Consider the following 15,158-nt stretch of genomic DNA (forward strand, 5'->3'; position numbering starts at 1 on the left):
GCCCGGGCTTGTGGACTGACGCACCCGGCCGGGCCCGCCTGCTCGCTCTTCGGGGAGGGCCGGGAAGGGTCGGGGAGGGCCGGCGTCTCTGTCGTCGGGTAGAGGGAGCGTGGTCCGTGAGGGGGACGCGGCAGCGGCGGTTTCTGCCGATCGGCAGGCGCCGCAGTCACGACCTGAGGGCGACGGATTCGGGGGGTGCCGCGGCCACGATGGTCGGGAGCTTCGCACCCCTCCCAGGAGCACCCATGTCGCAGCACGCCACCGCCACCACCCGCCTCCGCGCCCCCTCCGCCGCCGCCCGCGCGACGGGCCTGACCAAGGTCTACGGCGAGGGCGAGACCCGCGTCGTCGCCCTCGACTCGGTGACCGTGGAGTTCGGACGCGGCCGGTTCACCGCGATCATGGGGCCGTCCGGTTCCGGCAAGTCGACGCTGATGCACTGCATGGCGGGGCTCGACGCGCTGTCCGGTGGGTCTGCCCGGATCGGTGACACCGAGCTGTCCGGGCTGAATGACCGCCAGTTGACCAGGCTGCGGCGGGAGAAGATCGGTTTCGTCTTCCAGGCGTTCAACCTGCTGCCCACGCTGAACGCCCTGGAGAACATCACGCTGCCGCTGGACATCGCCGGCCGAAAGCCCGACCAGGAGTGGCTGGAGCTGATCGTGGGGACGGTCGGCCTGGCCGGGCGGCTGCGGCACCGCCCGTCGGAGCTGTCCGGCGGCCAGCAACAGCGGGTCGCCGTGGCCCGGGCACTGGCCGGGCGCCCGGAGATCGTCTTCGCGGACGAGCCGACCGGCAACCTCGACTCCCGCTCCGGCGCGGAGATCCTCGGCTTTCTGCGGGATTCGGTACGCGAGTTGGGGCAGACGGTGGTGATGGTCACGCACGACCCGGTGGCCGCTTCCTCCGCGGACCGGGTGGTCTTCCTCGCCGACGGACGCGTCACCGACGAACTGCCCGCTCCCACCCCCGAGACCGTGCTGGACCGCATGCGGCTCTTCGACACCAAGGAGCGGACGAGCTGAGACGGTCCGCAGCCGCCCACGGCCCCGCACCCCGTCTCCGCGCTCCGCCACCTCGCACTCAGGACTGAACCGATCACCATGCTGCGTACCGCCCTGCGCAACGTCCTTGCGCACAAAGCCCGATTGATCATGACCGTGCTCGCGGTCCTGCTCGGCGTCGCCTTCGTCTCCGGCACCCTCGTCTTCGCCGACACCACCGCGAACGCCCTGCGCAACGCCGCAGCCCAGAGCCTCAAGGGCGTCGCCGTCTCGGTGCGGGCGGCCGAAGCCACCGCCACCGACCCGGCTGCCCCCGACCCGGCCGCCCCCGATCCGGCGGGCGGCGAGGACGGCGCGCCGACCACCGCCCTCGACACCGCGCTGGCCCGGAAGATCCGCCGACTGCCCGGCGTCGCGTCGGTGCGCCCCACCGACGGACCGCTGGTCATCACGCCCGCGGCCCCGCTGGCCTCGCTCGCGGTCGGCGTCGTCGTCACCGTCCTGGCCGCCTGGCTGCCGTCCCGCAGGGCCGCGAGGATCGCCCCCGTGGCGGCGCTCGGCAGCGTCGACCAGGCCCCGCCGGCCCGCGCCCTGAGGGTCCGCAACATGCTCGGCACCCTGCTCACCGGGGCCGGGGTGTCGGTGATGCTGTACGTCTCCACGCTCCGGACCAGCAACGAGTCGAACCTGATGGCCGCGATGCTCGGCGGCGCACTGACGCTCGGCGGCGTGATCGTGCTGGCCCCGCTGCTCTCCCGGCCGCTGATCACCCTGGCCGGCAAGGCCACCACCCGCCTCTTCGGCGTCGCCGGCAAGCTGGCCCGACAGAACGCGCTGCGCAACCCGCGCCGCACCGCCGCCACCGCATCCGCCCTGATGGTCGGGCTCGCCCTGATCACCGGTCTGACCGTCGGCGCCCACTCCGCCCAGCACGCCATGGCCGCGGAGGCCACCCAGGGCCTGACCGCCGACTACAAGGTCAACTACAGCACCGCCCGCGGCCTCGACGCGGATGCCGCCGGGAAGGTCGCCCGGGTACCCGGGGTCGCCGCGGCCGCCCCCGTCACCACGGCGCAGCTCGGCACCCACGGCGAGTACGCCGTCATCACCGGCACCGACCCGGAGGCGTTCGGCAGGGTCGCACGGCTCGACTTCCGCGCCGGCTCGCTGCACGACATCGGCCCCGGCAGGATCGCGGTCTCCGACGAGTTCGCCGAGCGGGCCGGGCTCCGGGTCGGCACCACCCTCGACGCCGAGATCGGCGGCGGCATGGGCCGCGACAGGGCCGCGAAGCGGAAGCTGACGATCGTCGCCATCTACGCCCGGACCCGCACCGTCGACGAGGCGCTGGGCACGCGCGCCGACGTGCTCCCGTACTCCGCGACGAAGCAGTTCGACAACCTGCTGGTCAAGGCCGAGCCCGGCGAGGCAGCCGGCCTTGAGCGCAAGATCCGCGCCGCGCTCGGTGACAGCCCGCTGTTGAAGGTCCGCACCCAGGAGCAGCTGGTCAAGGACAACAACGAGTCGGTCACCACGGTCCTCAGCATGTTGTACGGGCTGCTCGGCATGGCCGTCGTCATCGCGGTGCTCGGCGTCGTCAACACCCTGGCCATGTCGGTCTTCGAACGCACCCGGGAGATCGGGATGCTGCGGGCCATCGGACTCGACCGCTCCGGGGTCCGGCAGATGGTCCGGCTGGAGTCGGTGGTCATCTCACTGTTCGGCGCGGTCCTCGGAATCGGCACGGGCATCTTCCTGGCCTGGGCCGCGGGCGGCCTGACCACCAGCTCGATGCACGAGTACACGATGGTCCTGCCGTGGGGAAGGCTGGGCACCTTCCTGATCCTGGCCCTGATGATCGGCGCCCTGGCCGCCATCTGGCCGGCCCGCAGGGCAGCCCGCCTGAACATGCTGCGATCGATTCAGCCGAGTTGAGCGCCCGTGAGGGGAGCCGCCCCCGAGGAGCCCCCCCCGAAAGGCCCCTTCCCGAAGAGCCCGCGAGGGGAGCCCCCGAACATCCCCCCAAAGCCCTCTGAAGAGCGGCGCGGCCGACCGGCGGTCGACGCCCGGCCAGAAGTTCCCGACAAGTCAAGGAGATCCGCGTGTCCACACTGTGCACCACCTCTGCTCGTCGCGGCCCACAAAGGGGCAGTCTGATGGCGGGCGCACTCGCCACCGCCGCCCTCACCGGCATATCGCTGATCGGCTCCCCCACCCCGGCCCGCGCTGACGACGGCAACACCTTCTTCACGACCGAACAGCAGGTCTTCGGCTTCCTCAGCCAGAGCACGCCCCTGAACCAGCAGGAAGCCATCAAGGGCTACCCGGCCAGCGGTCAGGACGCGCAGGAGGTCAAGCTCGACGACGTCGAGAAGGTCTACCCGCACGACCAGGCGCTCCAGGACGTCCCGTCCAAGCTGGGCAGCGGATTCGACCTCCCCCCGTCCGTCCCCACCGAGGGCCCCGACATCCGCCGGCGCAGCGGCGACGACAAGGAGCCGTGGCTGAGCAACTGGGACGCCAAGTCCATGTGCGGCCAGCCCAGTCACAACCCCGGCGGCGACCCGATGCCCTGCGGTTTCGTCGGCGTGCTCGACAAGGCGTACCCGACCGTGCAGACCACCGCTGCGGTGATGGGCAAGGCGAAGCTCACCTACAAGACCCAGGCCATGGTCGGCCAGGACACCAGCCAGACCAGTGGCTGGTCCGTCGGCGGAAAGGTCAGCGCAACGCTGGTGCCCCCGGGCAGCACGGGCGGCACGAGTCCCGGCGGGGAGGTCAACTTCAGCTACAGCGAGTCGACCACCACCACCAACAAGTGGACGAGCCTGACCGAGCAGACCACCGATGTCGACATCCCGGACGGCGTGTCCGGGCGGCTTGAGGGACGCGTCAACGGCGGTTCGTACCTCGGGTACATCGTCTACAAGCTCGACTTCACCAACGGCGACGGGGACCGGAAGCAGAAGATGGTCCTCATTCCGGCACGCGTCATGATCCAGGCACCCAGCAACCCCGCTCCGATCACCTGGGTCAAGCGCCAGGGGTAGCAGCACAGCGCCCCAGGCCCTCAACCACGGGTGGCCCCGCGCCCCTGCGTCGGATGCCCAAGTGCCATGGACCATGCCCCATAGGGCATAGGGCATAGGGCATAGGGCATAGGGCATAGGGCACATGGGGCCACCCTGCGATCACGGGGCCACCCTGCGATCACGGGGCCACCCTGCGATCACGGGTCACCCTGCGATCAGGGGGTCACCCTGCGATCAGGGGGTCACCCTGCGATCTCCAGGGATTGGGACCGCCGGGTGGCCCCCGACGCGCCTTCGTTCAGGCAGCCCTTGGTGTCTCAGCCGGCGCTCGCGAAGGCGGAGTTGATGACGGCCAAGACATAGGGCCGTTCGGAAGCGGTGCCGGTGGGGTTGAGGGAGTAGGCCACGCGGCGTTTCAGATCGCGGGTGGCGAAGACGCCATTGGTCCACCCGGGCAGTGAGCCGGTCTTGCCCCACACGGTGACCCCGTTGTCGAGCGTGACCCGCATCAGGCCGCCGACGCTGAAGCAACTCGTCTTGTTGATGCAGTTCGTGTTGGTCGGCGCGCTGGGCACATCGGGCACGGTGAACACCAGCTTCTGCTGGGCGGGCGGGAGGAGCCGGCCGCGGAGCAGGGCGGTTATGAACCGGTCGAGGTCAGCGGCGGTGGAGATCATTCCGCCCTCGGCCCATGCCCAGGGGCTCTGCTCGGTCACCTCGTCCGTACCGACGTATACCCGGGCGTGCGGTGTCGGGACGGACATGTCGTCCGACGAGGGGAGGCTGGTGTTGTGCAGTCCCAGCGGCCGGATGATGCGGCGGGTGAGTTCGTCGTCGACGGTTCGGCCGGTCACCTTTTCGACCAGCAGGCCGAGGACGAATGTGTTGACCCCGTTGTACTGCTGGACACTGCCCGGCTTGGGCAACTGCCGCGCCCCATGGTTCTCGGCGGCCGCGAACGCCTTGCGCACCACGTCCTGCGGCGACACGCTCTTGCGCCACCAACCGGGCCCGTCGGCGGGCCCGGGTATGCCGGCCGGAGCCGGCAGGCCGCTGGTGTGGTCCAGGAGCTCGCGCACGGTGACGGTGCCGTATGTGGCCGGGATCAGGTCGGGCAGATAGCGCCGGACGGGCGCGTCGATGGCGATCCGGTGCTCGGCGGCCAGCTGGAGCACGACCGTGCTGGTGAAGATCTTCGTCACGCTGCCGATGCGGAAGTGAGCGTCGCGGGACACCTCCCCCGCGGTTCCGGCCCACGGCACCGCCTGGCCCTCTCCCGCCACCCTGACCAGTGCACCGGCGACAACGGGATCGGGCAGACGGGCGAGCAGATCCCGTACCGGTGCAGGGTCGAACGAGGCGGCGACAACTGCCCGTTGCGGAACCGCGGCAGACGCCATCACGGCGGGACCGCACGCCCCCGCTGCGATCGCGGCGAGTGCGACGCCGGCCACGGCCAGGCGGCGGAGCACGGAAGGACGGTGGTGCATCGGGCTGCTCCCAACGATGGTGGCCACAGAGCCAGGAAACGGTGAACCACTGCCAACTCTGTCTGCTCTGACCCCAGTTGCCATCGGGGATCACCCCGAGCAGCCCCCGAGCAGCCCCCGAGACGCCCCCGAGACGCCCCTGAGAGCCCATGGGTCAGCCGGAGTCGACCGGCCGATCACGGGACGCCCCTCCGGCCACACCACCCACCGCGCCGGTCGTTCTCGCTGCCGGTCATGGCGATGACGGCGTGCATGAGGCGTCGAGCGCGTGCTGCCACGCCCGCACCGCAGAGCAGTGGCGAGCAACGCTTCACTCGAAGTGGGCCTGGATGTACAGCGCCTCGTCCGGACCGACGACGAGTATGCGTTCCGCCTCACCGGCGAGGACCGTTTCGCCGGTGTCCTCGTAGCACCAGATGCGCCCCTCGTCGTCGTACCGGTCGGCCCACGCCAGCGCCGACCGGGCGGGACCGGCGACGCGGGCCAACGGCCGCCAGAGCAGTTCGCCGAGCAGTGGATCCACCAGGTCTCGTGCCGCGTCGTGCGCCAGACCGCGGCAGCCTTCGGCGAACTCCCCGAGCTTCTCGCGGAGTCCAGGGACGGTCACCCAGACCATGCCGTCGTAGTGGGGATGCGGGGAGTCGGACGGATCGCTCAGATCGATGTGCTCACGGAGGGCATCGTCCCCGTTCTCCGCCGCGCTCTCCAGCTCGTGCGCCGGCACGTCGTTCAGATGGGCCGCCGAGCCGTACCACTCCCCGGACCCGTAGTCGTAGCCGCCGTCCAGCGCCTCATCGAGGTACTGCTGCGCCCAGGCGGTCTTCTCCCACCAGTCGCGCACATGGGCGGTGTTGGCTTCGGCCACCGGGCCGTCGGCGATCCCGCCCTCAGGGCCGGTCGTGAGCGGGAGGTCGTGCCGGGTCCAGCCGACCCTGAAGGCCCCCGGGTCGAGGAGGTCCAGGAACTCCTGGAGTACGGCCCCGGCGCAGATCGCGCGGAGCCGTAGCTCGGCGAGCCGGTGCTGCTCGGGGGTGAGCCGCCGTCCGCACCGGCAGTCGTGCCCCGCGAAACCGCAGGCCGGGTCGGTGAGGCCGGCGCCGGGGTGCGCCGGTTCCGGACCGCCGGGAAGAACGGTCACGCGCAGCAACAAGGCATCGCGAGACGTGTCCCGAAAGACGACATGCACTTCGTCCGTGATGAATTCGCCGTCGGCGATGTCGACCGTCTCCGCGACGACGGCATCCTCGAACTCCGCGAACTTCTCCCCCAGGTCCTGAGCCAGCAGGGCGGTCCGGCGAGAGGCCACTGTGCCCTCCGGCAGCAGCGCCCGCAGCACGAGTTCCCCGGCCTCCTCGGCGCCGGTCGGCGTGCACCGCATCGGCAGCCGGGCCTTGCCCATGCCGCCGTCGTAATTCGGGTACAGCCCGGCTTCCACGATCGTCGCCAGGTTCAACTCTCCACCACGAGGCAGTTTGCCGTGGCCGACACGGATCGCGGCCGCGGCGCGGTCGCGCGTACCGTCCTCCCGGAGCCAGCATTCGAGAAGGTACGCCCGGACGGCCACGCTGACGTCGTCGTTCCACAGCGGGACGGCCGCGTCCGTGTGCGGTGAACCTCCTCCCGCGGTGCCCACGCCGGTGACGCCTCCCAAGCCGTCGGCCGAGCAGCCGTGATCGAGAAACCGGCAGAGGGTGAAGTCGATCACCAGGGATCCTTCCGTCACTCAGCGAGGTTTTCCGATTGTTGCCCATGGGCCTGACAACCCGTGGGCAGCGCCCTGTCCTCGCAGTGGCCGGAGCCGAGCTGCGGCGGCGCTGGGGGCAGACGCAAGGAAGAACAACCGTCGAAACCCGCCCCGGACCGGTTCCAGCCGGACGGATCCGCCTCCTCCGCCCCCGGCGTCCGACCGCACGCCAAGACCATCAAACGGCCCCTGAACAGCAAAAAGACCCTCCCGAAGGGAGGGTCTGACCTGGCGCCCCCGGCAGGACTCGAACCTGCGGCCAAGTGCTTAGAAGGCACCTGCTCTATCCACTGAGCTACGGGGGCCGGGTGTGGACGTGGATCACGGACCGCGGTCAAGAATAGAGGTCCGGGTGCCTCGTCCCGGTTGCTTCACCTCCGTGGCACGTTGTGGAGGTTCGGTGAAGCGGTCCCGATAATCGCAGGCAGGTACGAATCCTGCACCGCTTTTGACGTGTCGCGCGTCGGGTGTTGTGCACTCGTTATGCCTGCGCCTCACATGTCGCGAACGTCCCGTGCGTCACTCGTCCTGTTCTGTGGGGGTTCTCGCGGCGCGCACGAGGGGTTATACGCTTCAAAAACCTAACGAAATTGGGCATTCTGCACATGTGGTGACCTTGGACGTACGACCTCGGCTGATCGACGCACTGTCCGTTCTGCGTGACCGCGTCGATGCCGCACGCTTTCCGCTGCCACTGCGGGGCGCCGCCCGTGCCCGGCGCAACCGGGACGAGCTGCTCGCCCAGCTTGATGACTATGTGATTCCCCGGCTCCGGTCACCTCAGGCACCGCTGCTGGCCGTGATCGGCGGGTCGACCGGAGCGGGCAAGTCCACCCTGGTCAATTCGCTGGTGGGGCGGCGGGTCTCGGAGGCCGGGGTGCTGCGCCCGACGACGCGTACGCCGGTGCTGGTCTGCCACCCCGACGACGCCCACTGGTTCGCCGGGGCGCGGGTGCTGCCGCAGCTGACCCGGGTGTGGGTTCCCGAACAGGACGACGGGGGCGAGACCCGCGGGGCCTGCGGAGAAGAGGGGGGCTCCGGGTACGGATTCGGCCATGGGGAAGGGGGCGGGGGGCCGGCGCGGGAGGGGATGGGGGAGGGATACGGAGACGGACATGGACATGGACGTGAACGTGGACGTGGACGTGGCCCCAGACACGGAGACGGAGACAGGCACGGGCACGGAGACGGACGCGTGCACGGGGGTATGGGGAGTGGGTTTGGTGGGCGGGGGGAGGGGGGTGCGGGTGAGGCTGGGGCCGGGGCCGGGGCGTTCACGGTGCGGATCGAGACCGATGCGGCGCTGCCCAGTGGGCTCGCGCTGCTGGACGCTCCGGACATCGATTCGCTGGTCGCGCGCAATCGGGAGCTGGCCGCCGAGCTGATCTGCGCGGCGGATGTGTGGGTGCTGGTCACCACGGCCGCCCGGTACGCCGATGCGGTGCCCTGGCATCTGCTGCGTACCGCGAAGGAGTACGACGTCACGTTGGTGACCGTGTTGGACCGGGTGCCCCATCAGATCGCCACCGATATCTCAGGGCGCTATGCGGAGCTCCTCCAACGCGCCGGACTGGGCCACGTCCCGCGGTTCACGATCCCCGAGCTGCCCGAGTCGGCGGGTGGAGGGAGCGGGCTGCTGCCCGCCACGGCGGTCGCGGCGTTGCGGGAGTGGTTGGAGCGACACGCCGAAGATCCCCTGGCGCGCACCGCGGCCGCTGAGCGCACGGCGGAGGGCGTGATCGCCTCGCTGCGCAGCAGGATGCCCGCCCTGGCCGGGGCCGCCGCCGCCCAGCATGCCGCGGCACTACGGCTGGCCGGTCGGGTCGAGGAGGCCTACGAGCGGGCCGCGGAACGGGTACGGCGGGAGGTCGCGGCCGGTGAGGTGTTGGCGGGGGACGCCCGCGCCCACTGGCGGGACCATGGGCTCGGCGGGCGGCCGGACGAGCTGCTCGACGCGCTGACCCACGGCCTGACCTCGTTGCTGGCCTGCGCCGTGGAGGAGGCCGACGAGCGGGCCGCGCACGCCTGGCGGAGGGATCCCGCCGCGGCGGAGGTAGCGGCCTCGGCCGCGGCCGGTGCCATGGGGGCGGACGGCCGGCTGGGGGTGATCGTGCGGCGCTGGCGGCGCTGCCTGGAGGAGCTCGCCGAGGAGGAGACGCGCGAGGCGCGGGCGGGGCAGGCGGGTGAGCACGTGGGCACCGTGGAGCCGGAGGAGCCGGCGGCGCTGCTGGCCACCGCGTTGCTCGGCGGTCGGCGTGCCCGTACGGCGGGCGAGAACCTCGCCGACCTGGTGGGGGCGCAGACCGCGCTGCGGCTGTGCGACCGGGGCGGCCGGCTGCTGACGACGTATCTGGAGCGGGCCCTGGACGGCGAGCGTGAGCGGCGGCTGGCACCGCTGGACCAGCTGACCGTTCCGCCGGACCAGCAGGCCGAGCTGATTGCCGCGCTCTCCGTACTGCAACGGGAGAAGAAGGCGGAGGAAGAAGAGGAGGAGGAGGAGGGAAAGGAGGCGGCGGCGGGGGGACGGGCGCGGGAGAGGGGTGGGGCGGGACAGGGGACGGGGTTGGAGCTGGCCAAGGAGGAGGTGTCGCGGTGAGCGGTTCGAAGGTGCGTGCCTCCGGAGAGGGGCACGGGGTCGGGCAGGGGACGGAGGAAGCGGAGGCCGGGGAGGTCGGGGAGGCCAGGGAGGGGACGCGGGAAGGAGCGTCGGCGGGGCCGGAGGGTGTGGACGGCGGTGGGGCGTGGGACGACGGGGTGATTGCGCGCAGGGCACGTGTGGCGGACGTTTCCGGGGATGGGGCGGCCGTTCCCGGGGACGGGGCTGATTCGCGGGGCGGGGGTGCGGCGGAGCAGGTGGGTGCCGTGGGTGCTGGGGGCGTGCCCAGGCCGGGGGTGTGGCGGGGGACGAGTGGGGCACTCGGGGAACCGTCGCGCGGTGTGGCGGAGGGCGCCCCGGGGTCCGAAGGAGCCGGTGGTGAGTCATGGGTCGCGTCGTGTGCCGAGTCGTGGATCGAGCCCTGTGTGGTGTCGCGCGCCGGGTCCCGTACCGAGGGGCGGGGCGCGTCCTCTGCCCCGTCGTACGCCCTTGCCCCGTCGTACTCCCTGTCGTACGCCGCCTCCCGCGCCGGCTCGCTCACCGCATCGCGTGGCGCGTCACATACCGAGCCGTATACGGAGCCACACGCCGGGCCACATGCCGGGCCACATGCCGGGCCACGCGTCGAGCCACATGCCGGGCCACACGCCGAGCCACATGCCGGGCCATGCGCCGAGTCACGCAGCGCGCCGGGAAGCGCGTCGCGAGGTGCGTCACCAGGCGGGTCACGGAGCGGGTCGGCCGGCGGGGCGTGCGGCGAGGTGGCCGTCGAACCGGCTGCGTCAGCCATCGGCGAGGGGCACGGTGGGGCGGGCGCGGGTGCCGCGGTGCGCGGCGCGGCCCGTGCCGAGGGTGAGGCGGTGATCCCGCCGCGGAGGGCGATGAGTGAGGAGAGCAGGGGGAGCAGGGAGTACGGGGAGGGCAGGGAATACAGGGAATACAGGGAGAGGGAGCACAGGGAGATCGGGGAGGGCCTGGACTACGGCGGGCGCGGGGGCGCGGGGGCGTACCGGTGGGTTGCGGGCGGCGGCGGACGGCGGGCCGTGGGGAACCGGCTGCGGGGGCGGCTGGATGCGCTGCGGGAGTTGATCGCGCTGTCCCGGAGCCGGCTGGACGGGCGGACGCTGGAGGCTGCGGGGCGGGTGCTGGAGGTGGCCGACGAGCGGAACCGGCTGTCCGGTGAGCACACCGTCGTCGCCATCGCGGGGGCCACCGGCAGCGGCAAGTCGTCGCTGTTCAACGCGCTGGCCGGGGCGAACCGTTCACAGGTCGGGCCGCGGCGGCCGACGACCGCGGAGCCGGTGGCCTGTGTGTGGCCGGGCGGCAGACCGGGCGCGGAGGGACTGCTGCACCGACTGGGCGTACCTGCGCACCGCCGCCACCTCCCCGCGGACGGCGGCTCCGAGCTGCGTGGACTCATCCTGATCGACCTGCCCGACCACGACTCCTCGGCCACCGAGCACCGTGCGCAGGTGGACCGGATGTTGGAGCTGGTGGACGCGGTGATCTGGGTGGTGGACCCGGAGAAGTACGCGGATGCGGTGCTGCATGAGCGGTATCTGCGGCCGCTGGCGGGCTACGCCGAGGTGATGTTCGTCGTCCTCAACCAGGTGGACCGGCTGCCGGGGGACGCCGCGGACCAGGTGGTGGACGATCTGCGCCGGCTGCTGGACGAGGACGGGCTGGCGTTGGGCGAGCACGGGGAGCCGGGGGCGGCGGTGCACGCGCTGTCCGCGGCGACCGGCCGGGGCGTGGCGGAACTGCGGGAGGCGCTCGGCCAGTTCGTCGCGGAACGGGGTGCCGCGGACCGTCGGTTGGCGGCGGACGTGGACGCGGCGGCCGAGCGACTGCGATCGGTGTACGTGGCGCGGAGCCGGGTCGGGCTGACCGAACGGGCCCGGGAGGAGTTCGACGACCGGCTGGCCGAGGCGGTGGGCGCGGCGGCGACCGGGTGCGCGGTGGAACGGGATTGGCTGCGGCACGCGGAACGGGCGTGCGGGTCGCCGTGGGCGCGGATGCGGATGCGAGGGTGGCGGGGACGGCCGGGACGGCGGGGGCGGTTGGGGCGTGCGGCCGGCGCGGCAGAGACCGGTACGGGACGGGGTGGTGGTGCGGGGACGACTCCGGGAGGTGGCGGAGCGGGGGACTCCGCGACCGACTGCCGGGCCGCGGCGCGGCCGGTGGTGGAGCAGGCGGTACGGTCCGTGGCCGGTGAGGCGGCGCGCGGGTTGCCGGCGCCCTGGGCGCAGGCGGTGCGCGAGGCGGCGGAGCGGGGCGCGCACGGGCTGCCGGAGGCGCTGGACACGGTGGCGGCCGATGCCGAGGAGTCGCTACGGGGCGGGCCGGTGGTGAAGCCGCGGTGGTGGACGGTGGCCGCGGCGTTGCAGGGGCTGCTCTCGGTGCTGCAAGTCGTCGGTGTGCTGTGGCTGTTGGGTGCGATCACCGGGGTGGGCGGTGCGACGGCCTGGGTCACCGGGCTGCTGCCCGCGATCGTCGGCTCGCTGGGCGGGCCGGCGCTGTCGTGGATGTGCCGGGTGGTGGCACGCGGTCCCGCCAGGCGGTACGGGCAGGATGCCGAGCGCCGGTTGCGGAGCGCGGCGGCGGGGTGCGGACGGGCCCAGGTGCTGGAGCCGGTCGCCGCCGAGCTGTTGCGCTATCGCGAGGTACGGGAGCAGTACGCGGTGGCGTCGGGCGCCTGACGGCTGCTCGCCGGTGCGGAGTTGGGGGAGCGATCCCCCACCCAACAGGGGACCGCTCCCCATCCCCGGAAGGGACCGCTCCGCACTCGGGAGGGGAGCGATCCCCCACCCGGGTGGCCGAGTTGTCCACAGCCGGCCACCCGTCCACAGACCTCTGCGGCGGTGGCCGGATCCGAGGAGCATGAAGTCAACGCAGCGCGAGCGGCACGGGGCCGGCGCGCACGAAGTGGGGGAGGCGTGTTCCGTGAACGACACGATGGTGACGCTGGTGGGGAACGCCGCGACGGCGGTGGAGCACCGGCTGACGACGGGGGGCGTGACGGTGGCGAGGTTCCGGCTGGCGGCGACGTCCCGCCGGTGGGACAAGGCGCAGGAGCGCTGGACCGACGGTGAGACCAGCTTCTACACGGTTCGGTCGTGGCGCGGGCTTGCGGACAACGTCGCCGCCTCGGTGGCGGTGGGGGAACCGCTCGTGGTGCAGGGGCGGTTGCGGCTGCGGGAGGGGGAGCAGCCCCCTGAGCGCGGCGGGCAGCGCTGGTTCGCGGCCGAGGTCGACGCCGTGGTGATCGGCCACGATCTCTCGCGCGGCACCGCGGCGTTCCGCAGGGCGACGCGGGCGGCGCGTACGGGAGGGGGTGGTGCTCCGCCGGGCGGGGACGTCGCTCCGCAGCCGCAGCCGCAGCCGGTACCGACTCAGACCCTGACTCAGACCCCAACACAGAAACAGAAACAGACACAGGCACAGGCGCAGACAGAGGCGCTGCCTCCCACGGGGCGGCCCGAACGGGCCTCGCAGGCCGGCACGTTGGCTCTTGGCGGGGTGACGAATGCGGTACGCGATCCGGTGCCCGATGAGGTAGGGGGCGGGCAGCCGGATCGGGGGTCGCGGGTGCGGAGCAATTCACCCCAGAAGGCCTCAGTGCCCTGATACGTCCCCAGGGATTTATCGATAATGCCAGGTCAGGGTGCCTGGAATCGGTAACGATTGCGATTCAGATCGCTTATCGGGTGCCATTAGTGGGGACCCTGATGCGCCTGCTCCATAAGATCCGACGAGTACTCACGGGGGCTCACGGGGGCTGACGTTCGACTGTTGAGTTCTTTGGGATCTTTTCGGCGAGGCACCTTCCCCACTCGACCGCCTCGCCCAGAGGGGAATTTCATGCTTTCGATGAAGGGGCGGGGCGCAGCCCGCCTTGCTGCCGCGATCGTGGCCTCGGGCCTCGTCGCGGCCGGTGCGATAGCCACTGCGGGAACCGCTATGGCGGACGAGACCACCCCGGCGCAGGGGGGTGCCACGGCCACGCTCGGGGGGCTGAAGACCTTCGACCAGGCGGTCGTGCACAGTGACGGCGGGGACCAGCGCGTCGGCGCGGGGCTCTTCGAGATGTCCGTGGACAACGGCGGCACGCTCCAGACGTACTGCATCGACATCCACAACCCGACGCAGTCGCAGGCGAAGTACCAGGAAGTGCCCTGGAGCGCCTCGTCGCTGCACAACAACGCGGACGCCGGCAAGATCCGCTGGATCCTGCAGAACTCCTACCCGCAGGTGAACGACCTCGCCGCGCTCGCCTCCAAGGCCGGTGCGGGCAACCTCACCGAGAAGACCGCCGCGGCCGGCACCCAGGTCGCGATCTGGCGCTTCTCCGACCACGTCAAGGTGGACGCGGTCGACCCGGCGGCCGAGAAGCTCGCCGACTATCTGGAGAAGAGCGCGCAGAGCGTGGCCGAGCCCAAGGCCTCGCTGACGCTGGACCCGCCGGCCGTCTCCGGCAAGTCCGGCAGCAAGCTCGGCCCGGTCACCGTGCACACCAACGCCGACAGCGTGACGATCGCCCCGGCCGCCGACGTGCCGGCCGGCGTCAAGGTCGTCGGCAAGGACGGCAAGCCGGTCACCAGCGCGACCGACGGCACCCAGCTGTTCTTCGACGTGCCGAAGGGCGCGGCGGACGGCAGCACCTCGCTGACCGCGCAGGCCGCCACCAAGGTCCCGGTCGGCCGGGCCTTCACCGGTATCGGCGAGCACGCCAAGAGCCAGACCCAGATCCTGGCCGGTTCCAGCGAGTCCACGGTCTCCGCGGCCGCCACGGTCTCCTGGAAGAAGCAGGGCGCCATACCGGCGATCACCGCCGACAAGAACTGCGCCAAGGGCGGCGTGGACGTGACGGCGACCAACAAGGGCGATGAGGCGTTCCGCTTCCAGCTCTCCGGCAAGGACTACGAGGTCGCGCCCGGCAAGTCGCAGACCGTGACGGTTCCGGTGGGTGAGGACCAGCCGTACAAGATCACGATCACGGGTGCGGGTGGCTTCAAGAAGACCTTCACCGGCGTGCTGGACTGCAAGACCGCCGGTAGCGGCGGCGGCAAGCCCTCCTCGCAGCCCAGCCCGGCCTCGGTCGGCGGCAGCACGGGTGGCGGCCACGGCACCGACCTCGCCGAGACCGGCGCCAGCAGCGCCACCCCGATGATCGCGGGCGTCGCCGCGGTCCTCGTCGTGGTCGGCGGTGCCGCGGTGTTCTTCCTCCGCAAGAAGAAGACGGGTACGACCGCCTGACAAGAGCGGCGGAGTCCTCCGCCGCTCAGCAGTTCC

General features: G+C 71.9%; 9 protein-coding genes and 1 tRNA gene. 7 read left to right on the top strand and 3 right to left on the bottom strand.

The features are described 5' to 3' along the window. Nucleotides 1–245 precede the first annotated feature (245 nt). From AB0C96_RS06080 to AB0C96_RS06090, 3 genes are all read left to right on the top strand, one after another. Nucleotides 246–1,025, top strand: coding sequence for an ABC transporter ATP-binding protein (locus AB0C96_RS06080; RefSeq protein ID WP_362914177.1), 780 nt, complete (start codon nt 246–248; stop codon nt 1,023–1,025). A 78-nt stretch (nt 1,026–1,103) separates the two neighbouring features. After that, nucleotides 1,104–2,939: an ABC transporter permease gene (locus AB0C96_RS06085; protein WP_362914179.1), complete on the top strand. Its 1,836-nt coding sequence runs from the start codon at nt 1,104–1,106 to the stop codon at nt 2,937–2,939. Nucleotides 2,940–3,106: 167 nt separating this feature from the next. Next, nucleotides 3,107–4,054 carry a hypothetical protein gene (locus AB0C96_RS06090; RefSeq protein WP_362914180.1) on the top strand — a complete coding sequence of 316 codons (948 nt, stop codon included), beginning with the start codon at nt 3,107–3,109 and terminating at the stop codon, nt 4,052–4,054. A 299-nt stretch (nt 4,055–4,353) separates the two neighbouring features. Here the strand turns inward: AB0C96_RS06090 and AB0C96_RS06095 are convergent, their stop codons facing one another. The 3 genes from AB0C96_RS06095 to AB0C96_RS06105 form a co-directional block, all read right to left on the bottom strand. Beyond that, on the bottom strand, nt 4,354–5,526 hold the full coding sequence (locus tag AB0C96_RS06095; protein WP_362914182.1) for a serine hydrolase domain-containing protein: 1,173 nt from the start codon (nt 5,524–5,526) through the stop codon (nt 4,354–4,356). Nucleotides 5,527–5,836: 310 nt separating this feature from the next. Further along, entirely contained in the window at nt 5,837–7,249 is a 1,413-nt protein-coding gene (locus AB0C96_RS06100; protein WP_362914183.1) for a hypothetical protein, read from the bottom strand. A 250-nt stretch (nt 7,250–7,499) separates the two neighbouring features. Beyond that, nucleotides 7,500–7,575, bottom strand: a tRNA-Arg gene (locus AB0C96_RS06105). A gap of 302 nt (nt 7,576–7,877) precedes the next feature. Between AB0C96_RS06105 and AB0C96_RS06110 the strand changes: the two genes are divergently transcribed. The 4 genes from AB0C96_RS06110 (at nt 7,878) to AB0C96_RS06125 (ending at nt 15,122) form a co-directional block, all read left to right on the top strand. Beyond that, nucleotides 7,878–9,866 carry a GTPase domain-containing protein gene (locus tag AB0C96_RS06110; RefSeq protein WP_362914185.1) on the top strand — a complete coding sequence of 663 codons (1,989 nt, stop codon included), beginning with the start codon at nt 7,878–7,880 and terminating at the stop codon, nt 9,864–9,866. A 1,043-nt stretch (nt 9,867–10,909) separates the two neighbouring features. Beyond that, nucleotides 10,910–12,565: a YfjP family GTPase gene (locus AB0C96_RS06115; RefSeq protein ID WP_362914187.1), complete on the top strand. Its 1,656-nt coding sequence runs from the start codon at nt 10,910–10,912 to the stop codon at nt 12,563–12,565. A 244-nt stretch (nt 12,566–12,809) separates the two neighbouring features. Then, the gene (gene ssb, locus AB0C96_RS06120; RefSeq protein WP_362914189.1) at nt 12,810–13,493 is read left to right on the top strand and encodes a single-stranded DNA-binding protein; all 684 of its coding nucleotides are present in this window, start codon (nt 12,810–12,812) and stop codon (nt 13,491–13,493) included. 234 nt (nt 13,494–13,727) lie between these two features. After that, a complete protein-coding gene (locus AB0C96_RS06125; protein WP_362914190.1) occupies nt 13,728–15,122 on the top strand; it encodes a Cys-Gln thioester bond-forming surface protein in 1,395 nt (464 codons plus the stop codon). The last annotated feature ends 36 nt before the right edge of the window (nt 15,123–15,158 follow it).

This window comes from Streptomyces sp. NPDC048506 (assembly GCF_040651315.1).
Taxonomy (GTDB): Bacteria; Actinomycetota; Actinomycetes; order Streptomycetales; family Streptomycetaceae; genus Streptomyces.

Coding starts and splice junctions, on each gene's coding strand:
- AB0C96_RS06080 (WP_362914177.1), top strand. CDS start 246: ATGTCGCAGCACGCCACCGCCACCACCCGCCTCCGCGCCCCCTCCGCC.
- AB0C96_RS06085 (WP_362914179.1), top strand. CDS start 1,104: ATGCTGCGTACCGCCCTGCGCAACGTCCTTGCGCACAAAGCCCGATTG.
- AB0C96_RS06095 (WP_362914182.1), bottom strand. CDS start 5,526: ATGCACCACCGTCCTTCCGTGCTCCGCCGCCTGGCCGTGGCCGGCGTC.
- AB0C96_RS06125 (WP_362914190.1), top strand. CDS start 13,728: ATGCTTTCGATGAAGGGGCGGGGCGCAGCCCGCCTTGCTGCCGCGATC.